The following is a 25,964-nucleotide window of genomic DNA, read 5'->3' as shown; positions in this document are numbered from 1 at the left end:
CCGGTGCAGGACGACGGCCCGTCCGGACCTCCGGGCGGGCCGCCGTCGTGCGGGGGTGCGGCACGGCCGCGGCCCGCTCAGGTCCAGCCGAGGCGGCCGAACGCGTTCAGCGCGAGCAGGACGCCGAGGATCCCCAGCACCCAGCCGGTCATGTCGGTCGCGTTCCGCGTCAACCACGCGTCGAGCCGGCGCAGCAGCGGGTCGACCGCGCGCGCCGCGACGAGCCGCCCGAGCAGCAGCAGGAGCGCGGGCGCGACCATCACGACGCAGTAGGCCGCGAGGATGCCGCCGGTCGCAGGCCAGCCGACGTCCGACGTCGTGAGGAGCCCGATCGCGGCCAGGTACGGGAGCATCGTCCCGACCTCGAGGGCGACGGCGCCGAGCGCGAGCCCCATGAGCGGCAGCACGGAGGGACGGGTCCGTACCGCACCGGCACCGACCGCGTCCGCCTCGATCCCCAGCGCGCGCTCGCGCCAGCGGGACAGCCGCCCCGGGCGCCCGCCCGACGTCGTCCCGGACGTCACGCCGGGCGCGTCACCCGGGATCTCGCCGTGGACGGTGGGCCGGGCGCCGACCGTCGCCGGCGCCGCGGCGGCCGCGCGCGCGTCCCGCCGGGCCGTGCGCTTGCTGTCGAAGCGGAAGCTCAGCGCGAACAGCCCGATGCCGAGGAGGAGCTGCACGATCGCGGCGGCGCGCGTGTCCAGGGCGTCGCCGAACCGTTCGAGGAAGGCCCCGGCGCCCAGCAGCACGACGATCCCGACGGCCAGGTAGAACGCGGCGACCGTGCCGAGGTAGACGAGCACGCGCCCCGCACGGAGCCGACCCGGCGCGAGCAGCAGCCAGACCGGGATGAGGAGCGTGCCGAAGCTCGTGGAGTCGATGAGCGCCAGCACGACGAGCACGCCCGCCATGGCCGCGAGGCCCAGGCCCGGCCCGCCGACGGCGTCGAGGTCGAAGGGGATGTCCATGTCGTCGAGCCTCGCCTCCGGGGCGCGGTCCCGTCGTCGGGCGAACGACCGACCCGGAGCGCCCGGCGAGCCACCGGCGCGGACCGGGACGCCGACGTCGTACACCGTTCGACCGATCCGCGGGACGCCGCGCTGTGCTGGGATGGGTGCGTGAGGACGGAGGAGGACGACGCGGACGAGGCGCAGCGCGTCGCGCCCGGACACACCGGATGGCGGGCCGCTGCCCGGTCGCTCACGCAGGTGTGGCGCATCGAGGACCGTCGGAACGACCTCTTCTCCGCCGTCACGACGTTCGTCCTCGGGTGGGTCCTCCTCGAGGTGGGCCTGGTCGGGCTCGTCCGGGCCCCGTTCGTCGTCGAGCCGGCCGAGCCGTGGTGGCGCGTCGCGCTGCTCGGGGTCGGCTGCCTCCTCATCCTGGTCAAGCGCGCGCACCCGATCCTCGCGCTGCTCGGCGGCGTGGCCGTCATGGTCGTCGACCTGCGGTGGGGCGGCAGCCTCGCGGTCACGCTCGTCCTGTGGGACCTGCTCTACGCCGCCGCGCTCTGGTCGAGGCCGCGGGCGCGGGCGTGGCTCTGGGGCGTCGCGGTGACGGTCGCCGTGGCCGGGTCGGTCGCGGCGGGCGAGGCGGCCCGGGACGTGCGCGAGTTCGTGTACATGGGGCTGCAGCTCGGCGCCGTCCTCCTCGTGCCGATGTGGTGGGCGACCAACGTGCGCACCAAGAGCGAGCTCGCCGAGCTGGCCGGCGAGCGCGCCGACCTCGCGGCGCGCGAGGCCGAGACCGCGGCCCGCACGGCGGACCTGGAACGGCAGCGCGCGAGCGACCTCGAACGCATCGCCGAGCTCGACCGGCACGAGGCGGTCCGGGCCGAGCGTGCCGCGATGGCGCGCGACCTGCACGACGTCATCGCGTCGCACCTGTCGACCATCGCGATCCACTCGGGCGCCGCGCTCGCGCTCCCGCCCGACGCCGCGAAGGACCGGGCCGCGCTCGAGCAGGTGCGGGCCAGCGCCGTGGCGTCCCTCGACGAGATGCGGTCCATGATCCTGCTGCTCCGGTCCGAGGGGCGCCGCGACGACGGCGCGGGCGCCGCCCTCGACACCGTCGCCGCGCCCGGTCGGCTCGCGGGGCTCGACGCGCTCCTCGCCGCCGCGCGCGCGACCACGACGGTCGTGCTCGACGACCCCGACGGGGTCGCGACCGGCCCGCTGCCCGCCGCGGCGGACCAGGCGCTGTTCCGGATCGTGCAGGAGGCCGTGACGAACGCGGTCAAGCACGCGCCGGGGTCGCGCGTCACGGTGCGGCTCTCCCGGGACGGGGCCACCGTGGCGCTCGAGGTTCGCGACGACGGCCCTCCCGGAGCCGCACCGCCGGTCGACGGCCCGCTCAGCGCGGGTACCGGCCTGCTGACCATGCGGGAGCGCGCCGACGGCCTCGGCGGGACGTTCGCGGCCGGGCCGACGGCGGCCGGCGGGTGGACCGTGCGCGCGTCCGTCCCGGTCGCGGCCCGTCCGAGCGAGAGGGAGAGCGCGTGACACGCCGACCGGTCCGGGTGCTGCTGGCCGACGACCACGCGGCGATCCGCGCGGGCCTGCGTCTTCTGCTCGACGCCGCGGACGACGTCGAGGTCGTCGGCGAGGCGTCGGACGGCACCGCGGCGATCACGAACGCCCGGGCGCTGCGACCCGACGTCGTGCTCATGGACCTGCGCATGCCCGGGGTGGACGGCATCGAGGCCACCCGCGCCATCACCGCCGAGGGTCTCGCCGAGGTGCTCGTGCTCACGACGTTCGACCTCGACGAGTACGTCGACGGCGCGCTCCGCGGCGGCGCGGCGGGGTTCCTCCTCAAGTCGGCCGAGCCTGCGGCGCTGCTCGACGCGGTCCGTCGCGTCGCCGCCGGCGACGGCGTCCTCGCGCCCGAGGTCACCCGCCGCCTCCTCGCCGCGTTCGCCCGCGGCCCGGTGCCCGACGGCGCCCCGCACCCGGGACCGCCCGCCCACCCGGGCGAGCCGGGCCGCTCGGCCGCAGGGCCGACGTCGGGCACGGCCGGTGGCCCTCCGGCACCCGCCGCCGGGCCGCACGCCGGCGCGAACGGCTCGGCACAGGACCCACGGCTCGTCGACCTCACGCCCCGCGAGGTCGACGTGCTCGCGGCGCTCGGCCGCGGCCTCTCCAACCAGGGCATCGCGACCGACCTCTACATCACCGAGGCCACGGCCAAGACGCACGTCTCGCGCGTCCTCGCCAAGCTCGGCGTCGCGACCCGTATGCAGGCGGCCATCGTCGCCCGCGACACCGGCCTCGCCTGACCGCCGACCCCGCGGTACGACCCCGGCCCGCAGCGACGACCTCGGCCTCGACGGGCTGCACGGGCTGCCGCTCGTCGGCCACGTCCGCGGCCGGGGCGGTCGGCGCCGTGCGTCGCGGGTCAGGCCGGGACGAGGTCCGGGCTCTGCACGACGCGCGCCGCGTGCCGGGCACCCGCCGCCATCGCCTCCTCGACGCCCGCCCCGCGCAGGTGCGCATCGAGGAAGCCCGCGAAGAAGCCGTCGCCCGCGCCGTTCGTGTCGACGACGTGCGGCACGCGCTCCGCCGGCACCTCGACGAACCCGTCGTCGGCGGTGAGCGCGACGGCGCCGCGCGACCCGTGCGTGCACACCACGAGCCGCGCGCCCGCGTCGACCCGCGCGGCCATGAAGCCGCGCCAGTCCCCCAGCCGGTCCCCGCTGAGGAACACGTGCGTCCCCGCCTCGACCCACGGCCGGTGGAACGCGGACTCGCCGTCGTAGTCGTGCAGGTCGACCCAGACGTCACGACCGCGGGACACGGCGAGGTCGAGCACGGGCAGCGCGGGGACCGCGAGATCGACGACGACGGCCCGCGCCGCGTCGAGCGCCGCGACCGCGGCCTCCCACGACGCGCCCTGCGCGGGCACCTCGCCCGGTGCGCGCAGGTAGACCGAGACGCGCCCGCCGTCGTCGTCCATGAGGTTGAGGTGGCTCTCGGTGCGCCCGTCGGGCGAGGGCTCCGCGAGCACCCGGACGCCCGCGCCCTCGAGAACGGACCGGACGCGCGCGCCGTCGTCGTCCGCCCCGAGGACGGTGCGCAGCAGCACCGACCGGCCGAGCCGCGCGAGGTTGAGCGCCTTGCCCGCCGACGTCCCGCCCACGGTGGCGCGGTGCGACCGGGCGAAGACCGTGTGCGGGGTGGGCGCGGGCAGCTCGTCGAGCTGGACGAGGAGGTTCCACGACGCCGGCCCGGCGACGAGGACCTCGGTCCGGGCGGGGTCGGGCAGCGCGGTGGACGGGTGCGTGGCGGCGGTCACGTCGCGCACTCTATCCCGCGTCAGTCCGTGACCGTGATGCCGAGGCTGTGCGCGAACGTCGCGGCGAGGCGCGCGAGCTGCGTGGAGTCGATCGTCGAGCCGCGCAGGGACTCGATCCCGCTCAGTTCGTCGATCTCCGCACCGCGCAGGTCCACGTGCGCCAGCGTCGAGGCCTGCACGTCGAGACGGCGGACGCGCGTGCCCTCGAACGCCACGCGCAGCGCGTCCGCGGCGACGAGGTCGAGCTCGTCGATCGTGCAGTCGGTGAACATCACGTCGCGCAGCGTCGCGCCGCGCAGGTTGACGAAGCCGAGCTTGCAGCCGACGAACCGGACCCCGGCCCAGGACGACTCGTAGAGCTCGGCCGACCCGAGGCGCGCGCCGCGCACCTCGACCTCGCGCCACCGGCCGCGCGTCCCGCGCAGCACGGGCACGTCGAGACGGTCGAGCAGCACCTCCGTGAGCGTCACCGCCCCGAGGTCCGCCTCGTCGGCCCGCACCTGGTCGAGCCGCGTGGAGAACACGCTCGCACCGTGCAGGTCGAGGCGGTCGAGGCGGAGGTCGACGAGCTCGAACCCCTCGAGGTCGGCCTCCGCCTCGAGGTCGTAGGCGTCGCCGCGCTGGAGGTCGTCCAGCACGACGGGGTCGATCACGGGCGGCTCGGTCGTCGGCTTCTTCGGTGGCACGCCCCGAGCCTAGGGCGCCCTACCGACGCGCCGCCCGTGAGCGCTCCGGCCGGCCCGCGCCGCTCAGGGCTCGGGGTGGAGGGCGTCGTAGTGCCAGAACTTGCGCTGCGACCGCACCACGATCCACAGCACGACGACGCACGCCACGCCCCCGGCGACGGCGGCCCAGGCCTCGCCCACCCACGTCGCCTGGGCGCCGAGCACGAGCTCGCCGAGCCGCGGCCCGCCCGCGACGACGACGATGAACACGCCCTGGAGCCTGCCGCGCATGTCGTCGGGCGTCGCGGTCTGCAGGATCGTCTGCCGGAAGACGGAGCTCACGGCGTCCGACGCGCCCGCGAGCGCCAGCGCGACGCTCGCCGCGACGACCCCGCCCCCGAGGACGGTCGTCGGGCTCGTCGCCCCGACCCCCACCAGGACGAGGCCGAACAGCACGATCGAGAGCCCGTAGCCCGTGATCGCCCACACGATCACGCGACCCTGCCAGCGCACGCGCGACAGCCCGCCCGAGAACACCCCCGCGAGCACCGCCCCCACGGCGAACGCCGCGGCGAGCACCCCCGTCGTCGCCTCACCCCCGCCGAGGAACACGACGCCCGCGGCGGGCAGGAGCACGCGCGGCGACGCGAGCACCATCGCCGCGAGGTCGGCGAGGAAGGTGGTGCGGACGTTCGGCTGCGTCGCGAGGTACCGCAGGCCGTCCACGACCGACCGCCACCCCGCGACCCGGCGTCGCCGCCCCGCCTCCGCGGGCCGCGGGGTGTCGTCGCCGGTCAGGGGCGGGATGTCGGGGAGCCGCCACACCGCCCACAGCGCCGCGGTGAAGAGCACGGCGTCGATCGTGTACGCGACCTGGTAGCCCCAGAGCGCGACGAGGAACGCCCCGCCCAGCGGGCCGACGGTGAGCGCGACGTTCCACGCGATCGTCTGGAGCGCGTTCGCGGCGGGCAGGAGCCGGGGCTCGACGAGGCGCGGGATGATCGCCGACCGCGCCGGGTTGTTGATGGCGAACGCCGCGGACTGCGCGGCGACGAGGCCGTAGAGCACGCCCACCGAGTTCAGGTGCAGCCACGCCTGGACCGCGATGAGCGCGGTGATGACCCACAGCGCGGTCGACGCCGCGAGCGCGACCTTGCGACGGTCGTACGCGTCGACGAGCGCGCCGCCGTACAGGCCCAGCACGACGAGGGGCACGAGGGCGCAGATGCCGAGCACCCCGACCGCGAGCGACGAGCCCGTGAGCGCGTAGACCTGGAGACCGACGGCGACGACCGTGAGCTGCGAGCCGAGGTTGGAGATGCCGAGGCCCCACCACAGCCGGCGGAACGGCGGCGAGATGCGCAACGGCGTCGTGTCGGCGAGGAGACCGTTGACGCGAGCCACGATCGCCGAGCCTACGTCAGCGCTGCCACTCCCGTGGACGGCGGGCGGCGGGGCCGCGACGCTACGTGGTCCCTCTGCTCGTCGCGGTCCCGACGGGCGTCAGGCCGTCCCCACGTCGCCCGGGGTGCTCTCCGCCGCGCCCTCGCGCGCATCGGCCTCGCCCCACGCGTCCGCGTGGCGGTGCGGCTGCCCGGGCGGCGGCTCGTAGCCCGGGTGCGGTCCGGGCGTGAGGTACGTGCGCGCGAAGAACAGCGACGCGGCGAGGTCCTCGCGACGCTCGGCCGCGGTCCGGGCGCGGCGCGTCGAGATCTCGACGACGACGTCGCCGGCCCACCCGCGCCGCACGAGCTCGGCGAGGACCCGGTCGCACGGCTGGTCGCCGCGGCCGGGGACGAGGTGCTCGTCCGTGATCGACGACGACCCGTCGGCGAGGTGGACGTGCGCGAGGCGGCCGTCGAACACGTCGAGCAGCGCGAGCGCGTCCTGCTGCGCGACGGCGGCGTGCGACAGGTCGAGCGTCACGTGCTCGTACCCGTGCTCGGACGGGTCCCAGCCCGGCAGGTACGCCTGCATCTCGCGCTTGCGGCTGCGCCAGGGGTACATGTTCTCGACCGCGATGGTCACGCCCTCGGTCTCGTCGAGCTCGCCGACGAGGTCCTCGAACTCCCGCGCGTACCGGTACTGCCACCGGAACGGCGGGTGCACGACGACGGTGCTCGCCCCGACCTCCTGCGCGAGCCGGACGCTGCGCCGGAGCTTGGGACCGGGCGAGCGCCCCCACACGCGCTGGCTCACCAGCAGCGTCGGCGCGTGGATGCTGCGGATGGGGACGTCGTGCTCGGCGGCCAGCCGCCGGAGCGTCGCGGCGTCCTGGGTCGTCTCGTCGGACCACACCATGACCTCGACGCCGTCGTACCCGAGGTCGGCCGCGGCCTCGAAGGCGTACGGGGCCTTGCGCGGGTAGACGCTGGCCGTCGAGAGCGTGACGTGGATGCGCTGCGCCTCTCCCGCGGACGGGGAGGACGCGCGCGGTGTCGTCGCGTCGGACATGCCGGTCACCCTAGACCCGTCGGCTGTGCCCCACACCCAGCAGACCTTCCGCTGGGGAGAACCCGCGCCCCGACCTAGCCTGGGGTCATGGCGGCGACGGCGCGCGTCATCGACATCCACGTGGTCGCGGACTCGACGGGAGACACCGGGACCCGCGTCGCGCGCGCCACGCAGGCGCAGTTCCCCGGGCAGCCGGTCCGGGTCGTGCGCCACCCGCGGCTGCACAGCGCGCGAGGCGTGGACGACGTCGTGGCCCAGCTCCGCGCCGACCCGGCCGCGGCCGTGGTGTTCTGCACCGTCGTCGACGACGCGCTGCGCACGCGCGTGCTGGAGGCGTGCGCGGCGCTCGACGTCCCGTGCGCCGACCTGCTGGCCCCCGCCCTCGACGCGTTCACCGCGCGCACGGGCGCGCAGCCGGCGCGTGTCGTGCAGCCCGTCGGGCTCGCCGCGGACTACTTCGACCGCATCCACGCGATGGAGTTCGCGGTCGCGAACGACGACGGCCACCTCACCGACGGGCTCGACGAGGCGCAGGTCGTGCTCGTCGGGGCGTCGCGGACGGGCAAGACCCCGCTGTCGATGTACCTGGGCTACCTCGGCTACCCCACCGCCAACATCCCTCTCGTCCCGGGCGTCGCGCCCCCGCGCGAGCTGTTCGAGGCCGAGCGCTGGAAGGTCGTGGGCCTGACGATCGACCCCGAGCGCCTGCTCGAGATCCGGCAGCGCCGCGTGCACGCCATGGGTGCCACCGGGCTCGGCGGACCCGCGGGCCACGGGGACCACAGGGGCACGGCACTCGGCGGGTACGCCGACCTCGCCCGCATCCACGACGAGCTCGCCGAGGTCGCCCTGCTCCAGCGGCGCCTCGGCTGCCCCGTCCTCGACACCACGACCCTCGCGCTCGAGGAGGCCGCGGGGCGCGTCGTCGAGCTCGTCACCGCGCGCCGTCGCGCCCTCGCGCCCGACGACGCACCGCAGCCCCCGGGCGACGACCTCGCCCGCGCGACCCCGCAGACCCGCCCGGCGGACCGCCGTCGGGCAGGAGACAGCGCGGCCACCGCCGCCGACCACGAGGAGCAGCCATGAGCGACCGGTACGTCTACGACCTCGCGGAGGGGCGTGCGGACATGCGCGCCCTGCTGGGCGGCAAGGGCGCGGGGGTCGCGGAGATGCGCCGCATCGGCGTGCCCGTGCCGGACGGCTTCACCGTGACGACGGCGGCGTGCGTCGCGGCCATGGAGCGTGGCGGGTCGTGGCCGGACGGCCTGTGGGACGAGGTCGTCGCGCACCTCGACGCGCTCGAGGCGCGCACGGGGCGACGCCTCGGCGCGCGCGAGCGCCCGCTGCTCGTGTCGGTGCGCTCGGGAGCCGTGTTCTCGATGCCCGGGATGATGGACACGATCCTCAACCTCGGGATCTCGGACGACTCGGTCGAGGGGCTCGCGGCCGAGTCCGGCAACGCGCGCTTCGCGTGGGACTCCTACCGACGGTTCGTGCAGATGTACGGCGAGGTCGTCGAGGGCGTGCCCGCCCACGCGTTCGCCGACGAGCTCGACGCGCTCAAGGCGCGCCGCGGCGTCGCGCAGGACACGGACCTGGACGCGGACGACCTGCGCGGGCTCGTCGCGACGTTCCGCTCGGTCGCACGGCAGCACACGGGCGAGGACCTGCCGACGGACCCGCGCGAGCAGCTCCGGCGGTCGGTCGACGCGGTGTTCGCGTCGTGGGGCAACCCGCGCGCCGCGGTGTACCGGAGGGCGAACGGCATCCCGGACGACCTCGGCACCGCGGTCAACGTCATGCAGATGGTGTTCGGCAACAAGGGCGCGACGTCGGCGACCGGCGTGTGCTTCACGCGCAACCCCGCCACGGGGGCCAAGGAGCTCTACGGCGAGTTCCTCGTGGACGCGCAGGGCGAGGACGTCGTCGCCGGCATCCGCACGCCCCGGCCCCTCGCGGAGATGGAGACCGTGCTGCCCGACGCGTTCCGCGAGCTGCGCGCGACCATGGACCGGCTCGAGCAGCACTACGGCGACCTGCAGGACATCGAGTTCACCGTGGACGACGGCGCGCTCTACCTCCTGCAGACCCGGACCGGGAAGCGCACCGCGCAGGCGGCGCTGCGGGTCGCCCGCGAGCTCGTCGACGAGGGCGTGATCGACCGGGACACCGCGCTGCGCCGCCTCGATCCGGCACAGCTCGACCAACTCCTGCACCCGGCGCTCGACCCCGGCCACGGCGCGACCCCGCTCACGCGCGGGCTCAACGCGTCGCCCGGGGCGGCCGTCGGGCGCGTCGTGCTCGACGCCGAGACCGCGGCCGAGCGAGGCAAGGCCGGCGAGGCCGTCGTGCTCGTGCGGTGGGAGACGAACCCGGACGACATCGCGGGCGTCATCGCCGCGCAGGGCGTGCTCACCGCGCACGGCGGCATGACGTCGCACGCGGCGGTCGTCGCGCGCGGCATGGGCAAGCCGTGCGTCGCGGGTGCCGGCGCGCTGCGGATCGACGTGGAGGGGCGCCGCGTCCACGTCGGGGACCACGTGCTCACCGAGGGCGACACGATCACCCTCGACGGCACGACCGGCGACGTCTACGCGGGCGCGCTGCGGCTCGTGCCGCCCCAGGTCACCGACGACTTCCGCGCCGTGCTCGGCTGGGCCGACGACGTGCGGCGCCTCGGCGTGCGCGCGAACGCCGACACCGGCGAGGACGCCGCGAAGGCCCGCGAGCTCGGGGCCGAGGGCATCGGCCTGTGCCGCACGGAGCACATGTTCATGGCGCCCGACCGGCTGCCCGTGGTGCGCGAGATGATCCTCGCGGAGACCGACGCCGCGCGCGCCGCCGCGCTCGACCGCCTGCTGCCCATGCAGCAGGGCGACTTCGAGGAGATCCTCACGGCGATGTCCGGGCTGCCCGTGACCATCCGGCTCCTCGACCCGCCGCTGCACGAGTTCCTGCCGGACCTCGTCGAGCAGTCGCTGCTGGTGCAGCGGCTCGAGGACGAGGTCGGGGACCCGGGCGCGCCCCTGCACGGGACGGACGCCGTCGCGGAGGGCTGGGCCGCGGCGGCCGGCGGCGGGGAGACGACGGCGCGGCTCGCCCGCGCGCGCCGCCTCCTCGCGCAGGTGCGCCGGCTGAGCGAGATGAACCCCATGCTCGGCACGCGGGGTGTGCGGCTCGCGCTGCTGCACCCGCAGATCGCGGCGATGCAGGTACGGGCGGTCGCGCGCGCGGCGCTCGCGGTGCGCGCGGCCGGGCACGACCCGCGCGTGGAGATCATGGTGCCGCTCGTCGGGTTCTCCGAGGAGCTGCGGCGGATGCGCGAGGTCGTCGACGCGACGATGGCGGAGGAGCTGGCGGGCGCGGACGCCCCGCTGCCATACGCCGTCGGGACGATGATCGAGCTGCCCCGCGCGGCGCTCGTCGCGGACCGCATCGCCGAGCACGCGGAGTTCTTCTCGTTCGGCACGAACGACCTCACGCAGACGACGCTCGGCATCTCACGCGACGACGCGGAGGGGTCGTTCCTCACCGCGTACCTGGAGGCGGGAGTGGTGGGCACGAACCCGTTCGCGACGATCGACCGGGACGGGGTCGGGGAGCTCGTGCACGTCGGGCTCGAGCGCGGGCGCCGCGCGCGGCCGGGGCTGCACGCCGGGGTGTGCGGCGAGCACGGGGGCGACCCGGCGTCCGTCGCGCTGTTCGACGAGATCGGGCTGGACTACGTGTCGTGCTCGCCGTACCGGGTGCCCGTCGCGCGGCTCGCTGCCGCGCGCTCGACGCTCGACCGGCGCGACGGGGTGCGCACGGCACGCGACGTGTGACCCGGGTGGTGCGCCCGCGGCGCCGTCGGCAGCAGCGCTCGGACCGGAGGTCCTCGGGCCCTCGCCTTGTGGGCGGCGATCCCCTAGGATGCACTGGTCCAGACCACTTGTCTGCCGGAGGAAACACCATGGACCGTGCCGTCGTCGTCGCGATCACCGAAGGCCTTCACGCCCGCCCCGCCGCCCTGTTCGTCAAGGCCGCCGCCGCCCAGCCCGCCCCCGTGCGCATCGCCAAGGCGGGCGGCGACCCCGTCGAGGCGGCGAGCATCCTCAGCGTCATGACGCTCGGCGTGACCGCCGGGGACGAGGTCGTGCTGTCGACCGACGCCGACGGCGACGACGCGAGCGCCTCCATCGACGCGCTCGCGTCGTTCCTGGAGCAGACCGAGGTCGCCTGACCTCTCTCTACTCTCTCTACTCTCTCTACTCCCCCGGCGTAGCATCGTCGACCACGACCTCACGCCCCGTCGAGAACGACATGGGGGTCGTTATCCAGCGGATAACGGCCCCCATGTCGTTGTCGGCGCCCGTGAGGTCGACTACAGACCCAGGTCGTCCAGGATCGGGAGGCGGGACCGGACGGCCGCGCGGGCGGCGTCGGGCGTGGGCTGCTGGAGCGCGAGGAACGCGAGCTCCTCGCACTGGTCGGACGTCGTGGCGGCCAGCACCGCCGCGACGTCGGCGAGCGCGCGCGGCGTCATGGACAGCGAGGTCACGCCGAGCCCCACCAGCACCGGCGCGAGCACCGGGTCCGCCGCGGCCTCGCCGCAGACGCCGAGCGGGCGCCCGTTGAGCGCCGCCCCCGAGCCCGTCGCCCCGACGAGCGCGAGGACCGTCGGCTGCCACGCCGTCGACAGGCGGGCGAGGTCGGAGACCTCGCGGTCCGCGGCCATCGTGTACTGCGTGAGGTCGTTCGTGCCGATGCTCGCGAACGACGCCTTGGCGAGCACCCAGCGCGCCCCGAGGGCCGCGGCGGGCACCTCGATCATCACGCCCGCGGTGCCGAGGCCGTGGTCCGCGCACAGCGCGACGAACGACTCCGCCTCGTCGGGCGTCGCGATCATGGGCGCCATGACCCACACGTCGGCCGACTCCGCCGCCGCGGCGCGCGCGATCGCCGTGAGCTGGCGGTCGAGCACCTCGGGGTGGCGCCGCGCGGTGCGCAGGCCGCGTACGCCGAGCGCCGGGTTGGGCTCGGCCTCGGGCGTGACGAACGGGAGCGGCTTGTCCGCGCCCGCGTCGAGCGTGCGCACGACGACCTTGCGGCCGCCGAACGCGGCGAGCACCTCGCGGTAGGCCGCGACCTGCTCGTCGATCGTCGGCTCGACCGTGCGACCCAGGAAGCACACCTCGGTGCGGAAGAGCCCCACGCCCTCCGCGCCCGCCTCGGCGGCCGCCCGTGCGTCCTCCCCGTTCGCGACGTTGGCGAGGAGCTCCACCCGGCGGCCGTCCGCCGTCCGGCCCTCGCCGTCGAACCGGCGGCGCTCGCCGCGCGCCCCGCGCGCCGCGACGACGGCGGCCACGTCCTCGGCGGACGGGTCGCGCTCGACCGTGCCGAGCCCGCCGTCCACGAGCACCGTCGCGCCGTCGTGCAGCGTCAGCGCGTCCTCGACCGCCACCACGGCCGGGATGCCGAGCGCCCGGGCCAGGATCGCGGTGTGCGACGTCGGCCCGCCGCCCCGCGTCACGACCGCGAGGACGCGCTCGGGGTCGAGCTGCGCGGTGTCCGCGGGAGCGAGGTCGTCCGCGACGAGCACGAACGCGAACCCCGGGTCGGGCACTCCCGGGGCGGGCAGGCCGAGCAGCGTCGCGACGATCCGGTCGCGCACGTCGCGCACGTCGCGCGCCCGCTCGGCCATGAGCCCGCCGAGCGCCTCGAGCTGCCCGACGACGACGCCCGCCGCGTCCCACACGGCGCGCGCCGGCGTGGTGCGCTGCTCGCGCACCCGCCCGACGGCGTCGCGCGCCAGGGCGGGGTCCGCCGCCATCGCGGCGGTCACGCCCAGCACCTCCGCCGCGGTGCCCTCGGCCCGCGCGGCGCGGGCCGTGAGGTCCTCCTGGACGGTCGTCACCGCCGCGAGGACCTGCGTCACCGCGAGGTCCACGTCGGCGTCCGTGCTGTCCGCGGCGAGCGGGGCCGCAGCGGGCTCGGGGACCGGGTCGGGCATGCGCACGACCGTCCCCGCCCCCCGCCCGGGGCTGACCGGTACGCCGGTCAGCCCCGGGTCGGAGACCCGCGCGGGTGCGCGCGTCGCGTCGTCGGAGACGGTCACGCCGCGCCTCCGCCGCCCGAACCGGTGCGGCTCGGGACGTCGGCCTCGGTGCCGCCGGCGGCGCGGTCGTCGCGCCCCGTCGCCCGGACGTCGGACGCCGGGGCGTCGGCCACCGGGGCGTCGGTCGCCCCCGTGGCTCCCGTCGCCTCGACGGCGCCGTCGGTGTCGTCCTCGCGCCCCGGGGTCCGCAGGTTCCAGCGGGTGATGACGAAGCGGAAGAGGAAGTAGTAGATCAGCGCGTACCCGAGCCCGACGGGGATGAGCAGGAGCGGCATCTCCGCGATCCGGAAGTTCAGCAGGTAGTCGATCGCGCCTGCCGAGAATCCGAAGCCGTCGCGGATGCCGAGCGCGTTGACGAGGGCGAGCGACGTCCCGGTGAGGACCGCGTGGATGACGTACAGGGGGTAGGCGACGAACACGAACGCGAACTCGAGCGGCTCGGTCACGCCCGTGACGAACGAGACGAGCGCGGCCGAACCCATGATGCCCGCGACGACCTTGCGCTGGGCCGGCTTGGCGGTGTGGACGATCGCGAGCGCCGCGGCCGGGAGGGCGAACATCATGATGGGGAAGAAGCCGGTGAGGAACGTGCCCGCCGTGGGGTCGCCCGCGAGGAAGCGGAAGATGTCTCCCTGCGCGACCGTGCCGTCGGCCGAGGTGTACTCGCCGAACTGGAACCACGGCAGCGAGTTGAGCAGGTGGTGCAGACCGATCGGGACGAGCAGGCGGTTGAGCGTGCCGAAGATGAACGCCCCGAGGATCGTCGACCCCGTGACGAACCCGCCGATCGTGTCGTTGATCAGCCAGTCGAAGGCGGGGTAGATCAGGGCACCGACGACGGCGATGAGGACCGACACACCCGCGGTGACGATCGGGACGAAGCGTCGCCCGCCGAAGAACGCGAGGTAGGGGGGCAGCTTGATCCGGTAGTACTTCTGGTAGAGCAGCGCCGCCGTGAGACCGATGACGATGCCACCGAGCACGCCGTAGTTGATGAGTTCCTGCGCGTCGCCCTCGGCGGGCTTGCCGAGCACGTACGGCGAGAGCGAGTCGCTGACGCCCTTGAAGACGAGGTATCCGATGAGGGCCGCGAGGCCGGTCGTCCCGTCGGACTTCTTCGCGTACCCGACCGCGACACCGAGGGCGAAGATGATCGGCAGGTTGGCGAACAGCGCGTTGCCGGCCGCGCCGAGCACGTCGGCGACGGGCTGCATCCACGCGAAGGTGCCGGCGACCCCGTCGGCGCCGAGCATGTCGGGCTGCCCGAGCCGCAGCAGCAGCGCGGCGGCGGGCAGGGACGCGATGGGCAGCATGAGGGAGCGCCCGACGCGCTGGAGCTGCGCGAAGCCGGGCACCCCCTTCTTCGTCCTCGTCGGTTCGGCGACGGTGGTCATGTGTCGATCTCCTCCTGGGTGGGCCTGGGGCGCAGGCCGAGGTGCGTCGTGCGGCAGCGGTGGCGCGACGTCGTACGGGCGTCGTTGCCGGTCTCCGGGCACGCCGAGGACGACTGGGGTCGTTCCTGGCTCGTCGTGCCGGACATCCGGTCCAGGTTGTCTGGACCACTTGCAGGAAGAGTGGTCTAGACCTCATGATGTGTCAACCCCCGGAGGTGACCCGGGACACACGGACAGGTCCAGGACCCGCGTCGCCGCAGGTCGCAGGACGGACAATGCACCCGTGGAGATCGAGGCACCGACGCAGGGTCGTCCGTCCGTCCAGGGCACGGACGCGGACGAAGGACCAGGACGAGGACGAGGACGCGGCACGACGATGAGCAGGTCACGATCGCAGGCGAGCGAGCACAAGTACCTCACGGTGCGCGCCTACCTCGCCGACCTCGTGGCGAGCGAGCTCTCCGTCGGCGACGCGGTGCCGTCCGAGCGCAGCCTCACCGAGAAGTTCGGTGTCTCGCGCATGACCGTGCGCCAGGCGATCGACGCGCTCGTCACCGAGGGCGTGCTCGAGCGCTCGCAGGGCCGCGGGACGTTCGTCGCCCCGCCGCGCGCGGACTTCGAGATGCGCCTCACGACGTTCGGGGAGGAGGCGCGCCGTCGCGGCATGGAGCCGGGCACCGACGTGCTCGAGGTCGGCACGGCGCCCGCGCCGGCGTCGGTCGCCGAGTCGCTCGGGCGCGCGACGGGCGACCCCATGCACCACGTGGTGCGCCTGCGCTCCGCCGACGGCTCGCCCATGAGCGTCGAGGAGGCGTGGATCCCCGTCGACCTCGCCCCGGACCTGCTCGACGACGGCGTCCCCGAGAGCCTGTACGGCGCCCTGCGCGAGCGCGGCCTGGCCCCCACGTGGGGCGAGGACACGATCACCGCCTCCGACGCGACCGTCCAGGAGCAGAAGCTCCTCGGGCTGCGCGCGTCGCGGGCCGTCATGCGCACCGTCCGTCGCACGTTCGCGGGCGACGCGCCGCTCATGTACTCGCGGTCCAGCTACCGCGGCGACCGGTACAGCGTGTTCGTCCCGCTGCGCGAGGCGCGCCCGACGCTCGTGCCGCGCACCGGCGGCTCCCCGGCGTCGACCAACGCCCCCGCGGACCCGGCCGCCACGGCGGACACCACCGACCCGACGCCCACCGACCACCTCGACCCCGTGCCAGTGCCGGCCCGGGCGACCGAAGGGAACGACCGATGACACAGTCCGACGCGGAGCGCGCCGCGACGATCCTCGCCGGCCTCGGCGGGGTGGCCAACATCGACGAGATCGACCCGTGCACCACTCGGCTGAGATCGCTCGTCAAGGACCCCGCGCTCGTCGACGCCGCGCTCCTGCGGCGCGCCGGAGCGTTCGGCGTCATGGTGAACGGCCGGGTCGTCCAGGTCGTCGTCGGCCCGCAGGTCGACACGATCGCGTCCGACCTCGCCGACCTCATGTGAGGACCCGGCACCACCACAGCACCACCGCCGTCGCACCACCCCGACGACGGCGCCCCGACCCCGCGCGCCCCGCGCACCCCGACCAGCACGGCAGCCGGCCGGGACACCTGACCCGGCCCCGGCCGGAACACGACCACGAGGAGCACCCGTGAGCAAGGCAGAGCAGATTCTCCGAGGCCTCGGCGGCGACGCGAACGTCGTCGACCTGGAGGCGTGCATCACGCGCCTGCGCGTCGAGGTCGAGGACCCGGCGCTCGTCGACGACGCCACGCTGACCGCCGCCGGGGCGATCGCCGTCGTGCGCTCGGGTGCCGCGATCCAGGTCATCGTCGGCCCCGAGGCCGACAACATCGCCTCCGACATCGAGGACCTGCGCTGATGGCCGCGCCGCTCACGGTGCTCGTGCCCGTCACGGGCACGGTCATCGACGTCTCCGACGTCGACGACCCCGTCTTCTCGGCCGGCCTCGTCGGGCCGGGGCTCGCCGTCGAGCCCGACGACGCGCAGGGCGGCGAGGCCGTCGCCCCCATCACGGGCACCGTCGTCAAGCTGCACCCGCACGCGTTCGTCGTCCAGCACGACGACGGCCGCGCCGTCCTCGTCCACCTCGGCATCAACACCGTCCAGCTGGGCGGCGAGGGCTTCACGACGCACGTCGCGCAGGGCGACCACGTCGAGCGCGGCACCGTCCTCGTCTCGTGGGACCCGAAGGCCGTCCGCGCCGGGGGCCGGTCGGCCGTGTGCCCGGTCGTCGCGCTCGAGGCCGCCCCCGACGACGTGACCTCGCTCGCGGAGGTCGGCGCGTGGGCCGCCCACGGCGAGGAGCTCCTCACCTGGGGCTGAGGACGCCGCGCCGAACCCGGGGTCGTTCCCCACGAGTGGCCCTCGCTAGGGAGCAGTCCCGGGTTCGACGGCGTCACGAGCCACAGAGCGGGGTGTGGGGCCTGAGCGGTTCTGCCGCTGCACGGAGGCCTCGTCTCGGGGCACTCTCCGGCATTCCTGGGCAAGGACGCTCCGCGAACGCCCGACGGCAAGTGCGGCCAGTTCCTCGGGCAACGAGGCCGTGCGAGCGGTCGCCAGCGCCGAGTCGGCCAGCGCCGCGACGAACCGATGGGTGTCCGGGCGCCGATCGAGCTCTGGCAGGACGGTCTCGGCCGCGTCGACCACGGCGTCGGCCGCTCGCGCGTGGCTGCGGCCGACGTCCTGGAGCGCCCGCCCCACCCGGCCCGCGACGACGATGCCTGAGGTCACGTGCCGTCCGATCTCGCGCCCCAGCTCGACACCGTCCAGCCCGCCCGTCGCCGCGAGGTCGGCCACGGCGTCGACGGCGGCGAGACGTCCCGCCGGGTCCTTCGCCGACATGCCCAGCACGAGCGCGGAGGTGACGACCGGGCACGTGCGCGACGCCCTCCCGAGCCCCGCGAGCACCGGCGCGGGGAACCGTGCGGACCGCACGGCCCGGAGCAGCGGTGCGTGGCCGTGCGCCGCGAGGAGGTCGGAGTGGTGGGGAAACATGAACGGCCACGCGTGGGTGCACAGGGCCGGGGTCTCGGCCGGGTACTGCTGCGGGTGCTCGCGGCCCACGAGAAGCGCGTCGAGGGCGTCCGTCCCTCGTCGCCGGGCGTCCGGTCCGGAGGCGTCCCACCACGAGACGATCGTGGCCCGCGGGCCGTCGCGGTCGTCGACCGGCACCTCGATCTCCGCGCACTCCCACCGGGGGACGTGTGCACGCAGGCGCGCGACGTCGTGCGCGAGCGCCGCGCCAGACGGATGCTGCGGCAGGGCGGCGAGGTCACCCGGATCCGGGAGCCGGAACGCCGCCAGCGCGGTGTCGAACGGCAACGGTTTCGCGTCCCCCGAGGTCCGCGCGAGGCGGTCCAGCACCGAAGCGACGTCGACGGCCCCGTCCTCCGTCGCCGGGAGAGCGAGGAGCGGTCGGCCCGGCGTACCACGCGCGGCATGGTCCGCGACCTCGCGGACTCGGGTCGACCACCACACGCCGAGCGAGTCCCCGGGCCGCACCCTCGGCAGCACGAAAGACGGCCCGGGGCGCCACGGGTACGGCACCGCGAGCCAGTTCCGGTAGCGCGGCTGTTCCGGCGGTCGTGCCCCACGGAGCCAGGCGAGGACGAGCGCAGCGACGTCGGCACCGGGGGCGCATCCCTGCCACGGCCCGGGCCAGGACTCTTCCAGGATCGACTCGGCGCGGGCGGCGAGAGCGTCCGCGCCGGCGGGTCGCTCGGCACCGGCCAGGCGCGCGACGCCGTCGAGCACGCGCTCCAGAGTGACGATCTCGCACGGCTCCTCGAGCGCACGCGCTGCCGCCTCCACCAGCTCTTCGGGGTCCTCGACCGGGGACACGCGCCGAGCGACCGGCAGCGGCATCTCCCCGAGCGGCTGCTCGAGCACCTGCACCCGTACCGGCTCCGCGGTGCCGCCCTCGAGCAGCCCCCGGACCCGGTCGCCGTACTCCGGGCGCGCTCGCGCGACCTTCGACAAGAACGTGCGCTGCGCCTGGACGACGCCCTTCGTCCGGTGCTCCAGCGCGACGTGGCTCACCTCCAGCAGCGCGTCGACGTCGAGACCGGCGTCGACGAGGCGGCCGAGCTCGCGCTGTGCCAGCCTCACCACCGCGGCCACCTCGCTCGCGAGTCCCCGAAGGTAGCGTGCCTGCTGCGCGGTGACCTCGGCGTCGGTCACGGAGAGGGCGTCGTGCAGCCCCACGAACCACCGCACGTCCACGGCTGCACGGTCAGAGAGAAACGCGTCGAGCACGGCGTCCAGCAGCCGCGTGCGGTCGACCGACGGTGACCCGTCGGGCTCCCCGTCGGGCTCCTGGAGCACGACGAGCGCGTGCTGCCACGTGCGCTCGCGATGCGTGGTGGAGGAGTCGGCCCAGGCGAGCCGGCGCCCGAGGGATTCCTCCTGGAGCACGTCCCACAGCTCACGGTCGAGGAGCGCCGGATCGTCGCGGAGCAGTCCGAGCACGCCACCGCGCAGGTCCCCACCGGCCGTCACCAGGGTCTCCAGGTACCCGGTGCCGGAGGGTCGGTCGCACGATCCAGCGCGGACGAGGGCGCGGGTCAGCGCCCAGAGGTCGTGCGCAGTGTCCGAGTCCGTCGCGGCATGCGCGAACGAGCCGAGCCACGACGGCGAGCGGTCCGTCAGCACCCGGACGGCGAGGGCGACGTCGGCCTGCTCGGCGCGGAGCCGCCAGACGTTCGTCATGACCTGCCGCACGCTCGTCGCACAACCCAGGAGGGCGAGGAACGTCGCGCGGTGCTCCAGCGTCGCGCGCTCCACCTCGTTCCGGTCGAGATCGGCCAGCAGACCCCGACCCAGCCGCGCACGGTCCTGCTCGGTCAGCGGAGCGAGGAAGGCCACCACGTCCTCCGCGGGCACCCGCCCGGTGATCCGGGCGCGCAGGTCCTCGTACTCGACAGACGCGACCGTGTGACTGGTCATGAGGCCTCCGCCGTCCGGGCCGCGAGCACGTGCTTGCACGGACCGCGCGAGTCGCGGTGCTTCGCGAACCACGGGCACGTGCACCGATCGCCCGCAGGACCGAGCCGTACGACGTACTCGACGTCGCCGCTGCGCACGTTCGCCGTGCGCTCGCCAGCGCCAGAGCGCGTGGTGCCGCTCTCGACCCACCGGACCGCCCCGTCCGCGACCAGCGCCCGGGCGCCGAGAAGACGAGGGTGCATCCGGTCGATCGCGTCCCGGTCGTAGGGGAGCTCGCGGTGGAAGTACGCGCCCTCGGCCGCGTCGAACCCGACCCGGCCGGCCGCACCCAGCCGCGACAGTGCGCGGCGGACCCGATCGACGTCCACGTCGGCCTCGCGCGCCAGCCGGTCGACGTCGACGACCGGCTCGAACGCGAGCAGCGCGGCGACGAGGTCCGCGTCGTCGACGGCCGCGTCGTCCGCGAGGTCCACGAGCACACCGCCTTCTCCGGAGAACCCCCGAGACCGGTCGGGGCTCAGGGCGAGCACGAAGCGTGCGTCCTTCAGCTCCACCTCCCACAGGCTCGCGGTGGGTTCCGGACCGCCGCGGGCGCCTGCGTACACGCGCAGCCCGCGGGAGAACCGCAGCAACGGCTCGATCGACCGCAACCGCTCGACACCGGAGATCCCCACGCTCGGCCCCGACGGTCGGCTCGCGAGGCGGAGCCCCGACGCGGCCCTCGTCACCCACAGCGCCCCGCGCGTCGGCGTGCGCGGGAGCGCGCGCAGGAATCGGCGGGCCTCTGCCGCGGGCACGTCTATCGCGAGCCTCATGTCGGCTGCCGCCACCTGCGCCTCCGCGAACCCGCGCAGCCACCGCTCCGGGAGCGGCACCTTCTTCTCCGTCACGGTCCGGTCGAGCGTCGAGACGACGACGTCCTCCCCGACCGCGAGGTGCAGCGGGTCGCGGGCACCGACACGCGCGAGCATCTCCCGGACGGGTGGGTTGAAGTCCACGTTCGTGGTTCCCGTCGCGAGCGCCGGGCCGTCCAGGCTGCCCGGGAGCAGGTCGAGCCGCGCGGACACGCCGCAGCACGCCGAGAAGCTCTCGAACCGCAGCCGGTCGCCGTTGCTCGTGACGACGGGGTCAGCGGCCCGGATCGCGGCGGCCACCATGCCGGGCGGGGTGTAGTAGCGCGTGCGGGCCACGCGCGCGACCGCGAGCAGCGCGACCGCGTTCTGCTCGGGGTGCCCGAGGAAGCCGTCGAAGAAGACCGGGTGCTCGGTCCACCCGGACGACGAGACGCCCCCGCTCGTCGACAGCAGGAGCTCGTTGCCGAGCGGTCCCGGGCACAGCAGCGACGGCCGCGGGTACGTCAGCGTCTGCTCCGTCGCGTTGGGCATGGCGGCAGCGTAGGCGCACCGGCCGACACGGTCGTCGCGACGGTCAGCAGGGCATCCGGACGGCACGACGTCGTCCACCGACGACGGGTGTCGACGATGGGTGTCAGCGCGCCGTGCGATCCTCCTCACCATGTACGCCGCCGTGCCCTACTCGCGCCTCGACGGCGTCGCTCGCGCCGACGTGCTCGGGCTCCTCCGCGAGCGCGGCGACTCGGTGCGCGCCGACCCGACGGACCGTGACTGGGAGCGCGATCAGGCGACCTGGCGCACCGTGGGCGACGTGCTCGAGCGACTCGCAGACGGTGAGCGCCCGGGTGCCCCGTCCGACAGCGCACCTCGATGGCTTGCCGGCGCGGCACGCCGACGGGTCGGCGAGATGGCACAGACGCTCGTCTTCCGTCCCGAGTTCCTCACGATCCGCACGCTGGAGCGCCTCGGCGCCGTCGAGCTCGAGCCGGACCGCGACTACGTCCTCGCCTTCGTGAGCGGGATGAGCGCCCGGCTCCGCGACGACGCGAGTCCCGCCTATGCGCTCCGAGAGGATCCCGAGCTGCTCGACCGCTGCTTCTGGCCGATGTTCGCCGTCGAGGGTGGTGGGCAGGTCAGTCTGACGAACGCCGACAAGTACGGCGGCGGGTCGTGGTGCGCCACGGTCGTCGAGCTCGTCGACGACGGCACGGTCGACCGAGGAAGGGTGCTCGACTCGTGCCTCGACGCGCTCGTGAGCGACCTCGGCGCCTACCAGGCCGGGTGGTTCTCGCGCACGTTCACCGCCCTCCGCCCCACGCCGGACGAGCTCGCGGCCCGGCAGGCTGCGCTGCTCGCGGTCGCCCGGTCGACCGTTCCGGCATCGGTGACGTTCGCTGTCGACCGGCTACGTGACGTCGAGAAGGCGGGGATTCTCGACGACCGGAGCGTCGCCGCCGGGCTCGGCGCAGTGTTCGCGACGGCCGGCAAGGGCGCCGCGACGAAGGCCGTCCGGCTCCTCGAGACCGTCGCCACGCGCCTCCCCGGGGACCCGGCCGTCGTCGACACGGCGGTCCGCGCGCTGGACCAGCCGCACGCGGACGTGCAGGCGCGTGCGCTCGACGTCCTGGAACGAGCCGGGGCGCTCGACCGCGCGCTCGGCGCATCGGTCCATCCGACCCTCGCCGCCCGCGTATCACCACCGCCCGCGGCCCTCGACCCGTCCGCGCCCGCCGATCCACCGGAGTGGTCGCCGCCGTCCCTCCTCCTGCCCGGCCCGGTCTCCGCCGACGAGCTGCTGGTGCGCACTGCAGCCCTGCTCGAGGACGCGTCGGACCCGCTCGAGGTGGAGCAGGTCCTCGCGGCTCTTGCCACCGTCGGTGATGCGTCGGTCCTCACACCCGTCGCGCGGCGGGCGCGCACGGTGGCCGAACGCGACCGGCAGGGTGGCGAGTGGGGATCTCCGGTCGCCGCGGCCGTCGCGGAGCTGGTTCTCACGGCGTGCGGAACCCCGCTCCCGCCGGACCCGTACGGCGTCGCGCCTCCCGTGGAGACCGGGTTCCTCCGCGCTCGACTCGCCGAGATCGGCTCGACGATGACCGGCGGCACTCCGAGGTCCCAGTTGCTCGCCACGCCGACCTCGGGTCCGTGGGTCGCTCCGGGCGTCCTCGTCGCCCGGCTGCTCGCCACGCTGCGCGCACCGGCATCACCGAGGCACCACGACCTGGTGGGCGCCCTCCTGCGCCTCCACGTCGACGGGCGTCCGTCGGCGCTCGGCACCTGGCGGGCGGCAGAGTTCCCCGCCGACTCGGCACTCTCCCGGGTCGTCGTGCACGCGCTCGGCGGGCCGCCGCCGTCGAGCGACGACGTCCGACGCGACGTCGAGGACGGTCTCGCCGCGTGGTGGGTCGCGGCGGCGCGAGCGAGGGACCCGCTCGGCGTCGATCCCGTGCTGGTCGAGGCCGGCCTGGGAACGACCGGTCGCGGCCTGCCGATCACCGCGAGCGTCCGACCGCGCGCGGAGCACTCGCACGGACAGACGCACTGGCGGTTCACCGTCGCCGTCCCCCGCGAGTCGCCGCACACGACGACGTACACCGAGCCGCCGGCGGTGACGAGCCGCACGATCCGGCACTACGAGACCGACCATCTCGCAGACTGGCACGCGTGGACGGCGACGACGTTCCCGCACGACGCCGAGCACTTCCTGGTGGCCGGCGTGCGCTCGGTGCTCGACGCGTCACTCACCTGGTCCACCCGCGAGCCGGACGTCCCGATCGTCCTCGACGCCCTGCTCACCCATCCGGGACGCACCGGCGCCCTTGCCGCATCGACGGTCGCGGCCGGTCTCGCGGCGCGCGAGCAGACCGACCGTATCCGCGCGGCGGACGTGTTCGCCGCCCTCGTCGTGCCAGGACGCGTCGGCACGACAGAGATCGCCGACGCGATGGCCCTGCTCGCCCCGGCCGCGACCGTGACGCGCTGGGGAGCCGCGCTCGGCGACGCGGCCGAGGCGGCCCCCGGGGCGCGCGAGGCGGTCGTCGACGTGCTCGTAGGGCTGCTCCCCGAGCTCGACCGCGGCACGCGCGGCCTCTCCGCCCTCCTCGACCGGCTGGAGGAGGAGTCAGCGCGCGTCGGCCGCGCCGTCGTCGACGGCACGTTCCGCGACTGGGCGGCAGGGTTCACCGGGTCGTCACGGGCCGCGCGGACGGCGCGGCGCCTCGTCAGCCGCGCAGCGGGAGCGTGAGCTCCGGGACGTCGCCCGGCTCGCCGCGGTCCACGACCCGCACCGGGACGCCCCAGTCCTGCTGAGCGAGGTGGCACGCGGGGAACACGTCCGGGTCGGGCTCGCCGTCCGGGCCGAGCGGGACGACGTCGCACGACGCCGCCCGCGCGGTCACGTGCAGCACGCCCTCGCGGACCTCCGGGTTGATGACGAGGTCGCGCCCGAGCTCGACGCCGGTCCCGTCCCCGGACAGCAGCAGCTCGGGCGGTGTCGCGCTCACCCGCAGCTCGGTCGACGGGCCGAACCGATCGTCGAGCTTCTGCCCCGGGGCCGGGACGAACGGGACGTCGAGCCAGAGCGGCCCGGCCCCGATGTCGGTGACGGGGCGCTGCGTGCGGTGGGCGCCGCCGTCGAGCACCTCGCCCGCGAGCGAGGCGGGCAGCGCGACGCGCGTGAGCCGGTGCGCCGCGGACTCGACCACGAGGAGGTGGACCTGCGGCTCGCCGTCCGGCCCCTCGCCCACCTGCACGACGACGCCGCTCGGCTCGGCGAGGCCCGTCGCCAGGGTCGTGACCTCGCCGGCGAGCCGCGTCTCTTCCACGTCGTCCCCGACGCTCCCCGCGTCACCGGCCGCGGGCGCGAACCGGCGCAGCGCGCCGTCGTAGGTGTCGGCGACGACGACGCTCCCGTCGGGCAGCGTCGCGACCCCGAGCGGGTGCTGCATCAGCGCCTGCTCGGCCGGGCCGTCCCGATGGCCGAAGTCGAACAGCCCCTGCCCCACGGCGGTCCGCACCTCGACGACCCCGCCGGGCGCCGGGGTCACCCGGCGCAGCGCGGACGTCTCCGAGTCCGCGACCCAGATCGCCCGGTCCGCGCCGACGGCCAGCCCGGACGGCTGGGCGAACCAGGCCGACGCACCGGGCCCGTCCTCCAGACCCTCGTTCATGGTCCCGGCGAGGTGCGTCATCGAGCCCTGCTCTCCGTCGAACGCCCACAGCGTGTGGTTCCCCGCCATCGCCACGACGAACGCCGCGAGATCCTGCGACCAGGCCACGTCCCAGGGCGACGAGAGGCGCACGTCGAGCGGCGCGTACTGCCCGCCCGCCTCGGCAGGTCCGTGGCCCGTGACATCAGCGCCCCGTCGGCCCTCCCGCAGCACGACGTTCTCGACCCCGCCGACCATGAACTGCTCGCCGGTGCCCGCGACGGTCGTCACGTGGCCGTTGGCGAGGCGCACGCCGCGCAGGACGTGGTTCGCCGTGTCTGCGACGACGACGTCGTACCCGAGCCACGGCCGCAGCTCCTCGGGGACGAGGCACAGCCCGTTGGGTTCGGCGAACCGTGCGTCGTCGGGGCCGCCATCGACGAGACCGCGCTCGCCGGACCCGATGCGCCGGACGAGCGTCTCGCCGTCGGGCAGGAGCTCGGCGAGCGAGTGGTGCCCGGCGTCCGCGACGAGGAGGTTGCCGCCGGGCAGCTCGATCGCCTTCGCAGGGAAGCGCAGCGTGCCCGACGACGGCGCGGGCGGCACGTACGGGCCGTCGCCGCGGTGCAGCGTGCCCTTGGCGTCGTGCTCGGCGACGAGCTCGTCGACGAGGGCGGCGATCGCGGACGCGTGACCCTCCCCCGCCATCTGCGCGACGACGTAGCCCTCGGGGTCGACGACGACGAGCGTCGGCCAGGCGCGCGCGGCGTACGCGGACCAGGTAACGAGCTCGGGGTCGTCGAGGACGGGGTGGTGCACCTCGTACCGCTCGACCGCGGCCGCGAGCGCCGCCGGGTCCGCCTCGTGCTCGAACTTGGGCGAGTGCACCCCCACGATGACCAGCACGTCGCGGTGCGCCTCCTCGAGCTCGCGCAGCTCGTCGAGGACGTGAAGGCAGTTGACGCAGCAGAACGTCCAGAAGTCCAAGATGGTTACACAACCTCGCAGATCCGCGAGGGTCAGGTTCCTCCCGCCAGTGTTCAGCCAGCCACGACCGACTAGTTCGGAGGCTCGGACGCGAGGGGTGCGGGAGGTGCTCACAG

20 protein-coding genes are annotated in these 25,964 nt (G+C 75.2%); 10 read left to right on the top strand and 10 right to left on the bottom strand.

Annotation, left to right across the window (positions count from 1 at the left end):
* Positions 1-77: 77 nt before the first annotated feature.
* Positions 78-968: a GAP family protein gene (locus tag ACZ402_RS00330; RefSeq protein ID WP_375823886.1), complete on the bottom strand. Its 891-nt coding sequence runs from the start codon at positions 966-968 to the stop codon at positions 78-80.
* A gap of 150 nt (positions 969-1,118) precedes the next feature.
* Here ACZ402_RS00330 and ACZ402_RS00325 point away from each other — a divergent pair, with 150 nt between their 5' ends.
* Both ACZ402_RS00325 and ACZ402_RS00320 read left to right on the top strand, forming a co-directional pair.
* Complete coding sequence (locus ACZ402_RS00325) at positions 1,119-2,501, top strand: sensor histidine kinase (RefSeq protein WP_375823887.1); 1,383 nt, start codon at positions 1,119-1,121, stop codon at positions 2,499-2,501.
* A complete protein-coding gene (locus ACZ402_RS00320) occupies positions 2,498-3,277 on the top strand; it encodes a response regulator (protein ID WP_375823888.1) in 780 nt (259 codons plus the stop codon). Before ACZ402_RS00325 ends, ACZ402_RS00320 begins: the two co-directional genes overlap by 4 nt.
* A 119-nt stretch (positions 3,278-3,396) precedes the next feature.
* Here ACZ402_RS00320 and ACZ402_RS00315 read toward each other — a convergent pair whose 3' ends face one another.
* The 4 genes from ACZ402_RS00315 to ACZ402_RS00300 form a co-directional block, all read right to left on the bottom strand.
* Positions 3,397-4,293 carry a carbohydrate kinase family protein gene (locus ACZ402_RS00315; RefSeq protein ID WP_375823890.1) on the bottom strand — a complete coding sequence of 299 codons (897 nt, stop codon included), beginning with the start codon at positions 4,291-4,293 and terminating at the stop codon, positions 3,397-3,399.
* Between the two features lie 20 nt (positions 4,294-4,313).
* Positions 4,314-4,979: a pentapeptide repeat-containing protein gene (locus ACZ402_RS00310; RefSeq protein WP_375823891.1), complete on the bottom strand. Its 666-nt coding sequence runs from the start codon at positions 4,977-4,979 to the stop codon at positions 4,314-4,316.
* A 63-nt stretch (positions 4,980-5,042) separates the two neighbouring features.
* The gene (locus ACZ402_RS00305) at positions 5,043-6,362 is read right to left on the bottom strand and encodes an MFS transporter (RefSeq protein WP_375823893.1); all 1,320 of its coding nucleotides are present in this window, start codon (positions 6,360-6,362) and stop codon (positions 5,043-5,045) included.
* 99 nt (positions 6,363-6,461) lie between these two features.
* Entirely contained in the window at positions 6,462-7,412 is a 951-nt protein-coding gene (locus ACZ402_RS00300) for a sugar phosphate isomerase/epimerase family protein (RefSeq protein WP_375823895.1), read from the bottom strand.
* An 87-nt stretch (positions 7,413-7,499) separates the two neighbouring features.
* Here ACZ402_RS00300 and ACZ402_RS00295 point away from each other — a divergent pair, with 87 nt between their 5' ends.
* The 3 genes from ACZ402_RS00295 to ACZ402_RS00285 all read left to right on the top strand — a co-directional run bounded on the left by ACZ402_RS00295 (position 7,500) and on the right by ACZ402_RS00285 (position 11,634).
* Positions 7,500-8,498, top strand: a complete 999-nt coding sequence (locus ACZ402_RS00295) for a pyruvate, water dikinase regulatory protein (RefSeq protein ID WP_375823896.1) — start codon at positions 7,500-7,502, stop codon at positions 8,496-8,498.
* Positions 8,495-11,236, top strand: coding sequence for a pyruvate, phosphate dikinase (gene ppdK, locus ACZ402_RS00290; protein WP_375823897.1), 2,742 nt, complete (start codon positions 8,495-8,497; stop codon positions 11,234-11,236). Before ACZ402_RS00295 ends, ppdK begins: the two co-directional genes overlap by 4 nt.
* Before the next feature lie 128 nt (positions 11,237-11,364).
* Positions 11,365-11,634 (top strand): HPr family phosphocarrier protein, encoded by a 270-nt coding sequence (locus ACZ402_RS00285; RefSeq protein WP_375823898.1) that lies wholly within the window; start codon positions 11,365-11,367, stop codon positions 11,632-11,634.
* Positions 11,635-11,775: 141 nt separating this feature from the next.
* Here the strand turns inward: ACZ402_RS00285 and ptsP are convergent, their stop codons facing one another.
* A complete protein-coding gene (ptsP, locus tag ACZ402_RS00280; protein WP_465272295.1) occupies positions 11,776-13,455 on the bottom strand; it encodes a phosphoenolpyruvate--protein phosphotransferase in 1,680 nt (559 codons plus the stop codon).
* Between the two features lie 50 nt (positions 13,456-13,505).
* A complete protein-coding gene (locus ACZ402_RS00275; RefSeq protein WP_375823901.1) occupies positions 13,506-14,903 on the bottom strand; it encodes a PTS transporter subunit EIIC in 1,398 nt (465 codons plus the stop codon).
* Positions 14,904-15,279: 376 nt separating this feature from the next.
* Between ACZ402_RS00275 and ACZ402_RS00270 the strand changes: the two genes are divergently transcribed.
* The 4 genes from ACZ402_RS00270 to ACZ402_RS00255 all read left to right on the top strand — a co-directional run bounded on the left by ACZ402_RS00270 (position 15,280) and on the right by ACZ402_RS00255 (position 17,237).
* Positions 15,280-16,152: a GntR family transcriptional regulator gene (locus ACZ402_RS00270; RefSeq protein WP_375823902.1), complete on the top strand. Its 873-nt coding sequence runs from the start codon at positions 15,280-15,282 to the stop codon at positions 16,150-16,152.
* Positions 16,149-16,394 (top strand): PTS sugar transporter subunit IIB, encoded by a 246-nt coding sequence (locus ACZ402_RS00265; RefSeq protein ID WP_024839826.1) that lies wholly within the window; start codon positions 16,149-16,151, stop codon positions 16,392-16,394. The genes ACZ402_RS00270 and ACZ402_RS00265 overlap by 4 nt, the downstream gene beginning before the upstream one ends.
* A 148-nt stretch (positions 16,395-16,542) precedes the next feature.
* Positions 16,543-16,773: a PTS sugar transporter subunit IIB gene (locus ACZ402_RS00260; protein WP_053369276.1), complete on the top strand. Its 231-nt coding sequence runs from the start codon at positions 16,543-16,545 to the stop codon at positions 16,771-16,773.
* Complete coding sequence (locus tag ACZ402_RS00255) at positions 16,773-17,237, top strand: PTS sugar transporter subunit IIA (RefSeq protein ID WP_375823903.1); 465 nt, start codon at positions 16,773-16,775, stop codon at positions 17,235-17,237. Before ACZ402_RS00260 ends, ACZ402_RS00255 begins: the two co-directional genes overlap by 1 nt.
* Positions 17,238-17,282: 45 nt before the next feature.
* Here ACZ402_RS00255 and ACZ402_RS00250 read toward each other — a convergent pair whose 3' ends face one another.
* Positions 17,283-19,859 carry a DUF6493 family protein gene (locus ACZ402_RS00250; RefSeq protein WP_375823905.1) on the bottom strand — a complete coding sequence of 859 codons (2,577 nt, stop codon included), beginning with the start codon at positions 19,857-19,859 and terminating at the stop codon, positions 17,283-17,285.
* Positions 19,856-21,244, bottom strand: a complete 1,389-nt coding sequence (locus ACZ402_RS00245; protein WP_375823907.1) for an SWIM zinc finger family protein — start codon at positions 21,242-21,244, stop codon at positions 19,856-19,858. Before ACZ402_RS00245 ends, ACZ402_RS00250 begins: the two co-directional genes overlap by 4 nt.
* Before the next feature lie 100 nt (positions 21,245-21,344).
* Between ACZ402_RS00245 and ACZ402_RS00240 the strand changes: the two genes are divergently transcribed.
* Positions 21,345-23,957: a DUF6493 family protein gene (locus ACZ402_RS00240; protein WP_375823909.1), complete on the top strand. Its 2,613-nt coding sequence runs from the start codon at positions 21,345-21,347 to the stop codon at positions 23,955-23,957.
* Here the strand turns inward: ACZ402_RS00240 and ACZ402_RS00235 are convergent.
* Positions 23,935-25,962 (bottom strand): NHL domain-containing thioredoxin family protein, encoded by a 2,028-nt coding sequence (locus tag ACZ402_RS00235; RefSeq protein ID WP_375823910.1) that lies wholly within the window; start codon positions 25,960-25,962, stop codon positions 23,935-23,937. The two genes, ACZ402_RS00240 and ACZ402_RS00235, sit on opposite strands and share 23 nt — an antisense overlap.
* Positions 25,963-25,964 lie beyond the last annotated feature (2 nt).

Source organism: Cellulosimicrobium sp. NPDC030954 (assembly GCF_055571305.1).
This window is presented reverse-complemented; position numbering and strand designations above follow the sequence as displayed.

What these genes read in the sequence shown, in the direction of transcription:
- ACZ402_RS00250 (WP_375823905.1), bottom strand. Translation starts at nt 19,859, where the DNA reads ATGACCAGTCACACGGTCGCGTCTGTCGAGTACGAGGACCTGCGCGCC.
- ACZ402_RS00265 (WP_024839826.1), top strand. Translation starts at nt 16,149, where the DNA reads ATGACACAGTCCGACGCGGAGCGCGCCGCGACGATCCTCGCCGGCCTC.
- ACZ402_RS00300 (WP_375823895.1), bottom strand. Translation starts at nt 7,412, where the DNA reads ATGTCCGACGCGACGACACCGCGCGCGTCCTCCCCGTCCGCGGGAGAG.
- ACZ402_RS00275 (WP_375823901.1), bottom strand. Translation starts at nt 14,903, where the DNA reads ATGACCACCGTCGCCGAACCGACGAGGACGAAGAAGGGGGTGCCCGGC.
- ACZ402_RS00285 (WP_375823898.1), top strand. Translation starts at nt 11,365, where the DNA reads ATGGACCGTGCCGTCGTCGTCGCGATCACCGAAGGCCTTCACGCCCGC.
- ppdK (WP_375823897.1), top strand. Translation starts at nt 8,495, where the DNA reads ATGAGCGACCGGTACGTCTACGACCTCGCGGAGGGGCGTGCGGACATG.
- ACZ402_RS00330 (WP_375823886.1), bottom strand. Translation starts at nt 968, where the DNA reads ATGGACATCCCCTTCGACCTCGACGCCGTCGGCGGGCCGGGCCTGGGC.
- ACZ402_RS00295 (WP_375823896.1), top strand. Translation starts at nt 7,500, where the DNA reads ATGGCGGCGACGGCGCGCGTCATCGACATCCACGTGGTCGCGGACTCG.
- ACZ402_RS00270 (WP_375823902.1), top strand. Translation starts at nt 15,280, where the DNA reads ATGAGCAGGTCACGATCGCAGGCGAGCGAGCACAAGTACCTCACGGTG.
- ACZ402_RS00245 (WP_375823907.1), bottom strand. Translation starts at nt 21,244, where the DNA reads ATGCCCAACGCGACGGAGCAGACGCTGACGTACCCGCGGCCGTCGCTG.
- ACZ402_RS00255 (WP_375823903.1), top strand. Translation starts at nt 16,773, where the DNA reads ATGGCCGCGCCGCTCACGGTGCTCGTGCCCGTCACGGGCACGGTCATC.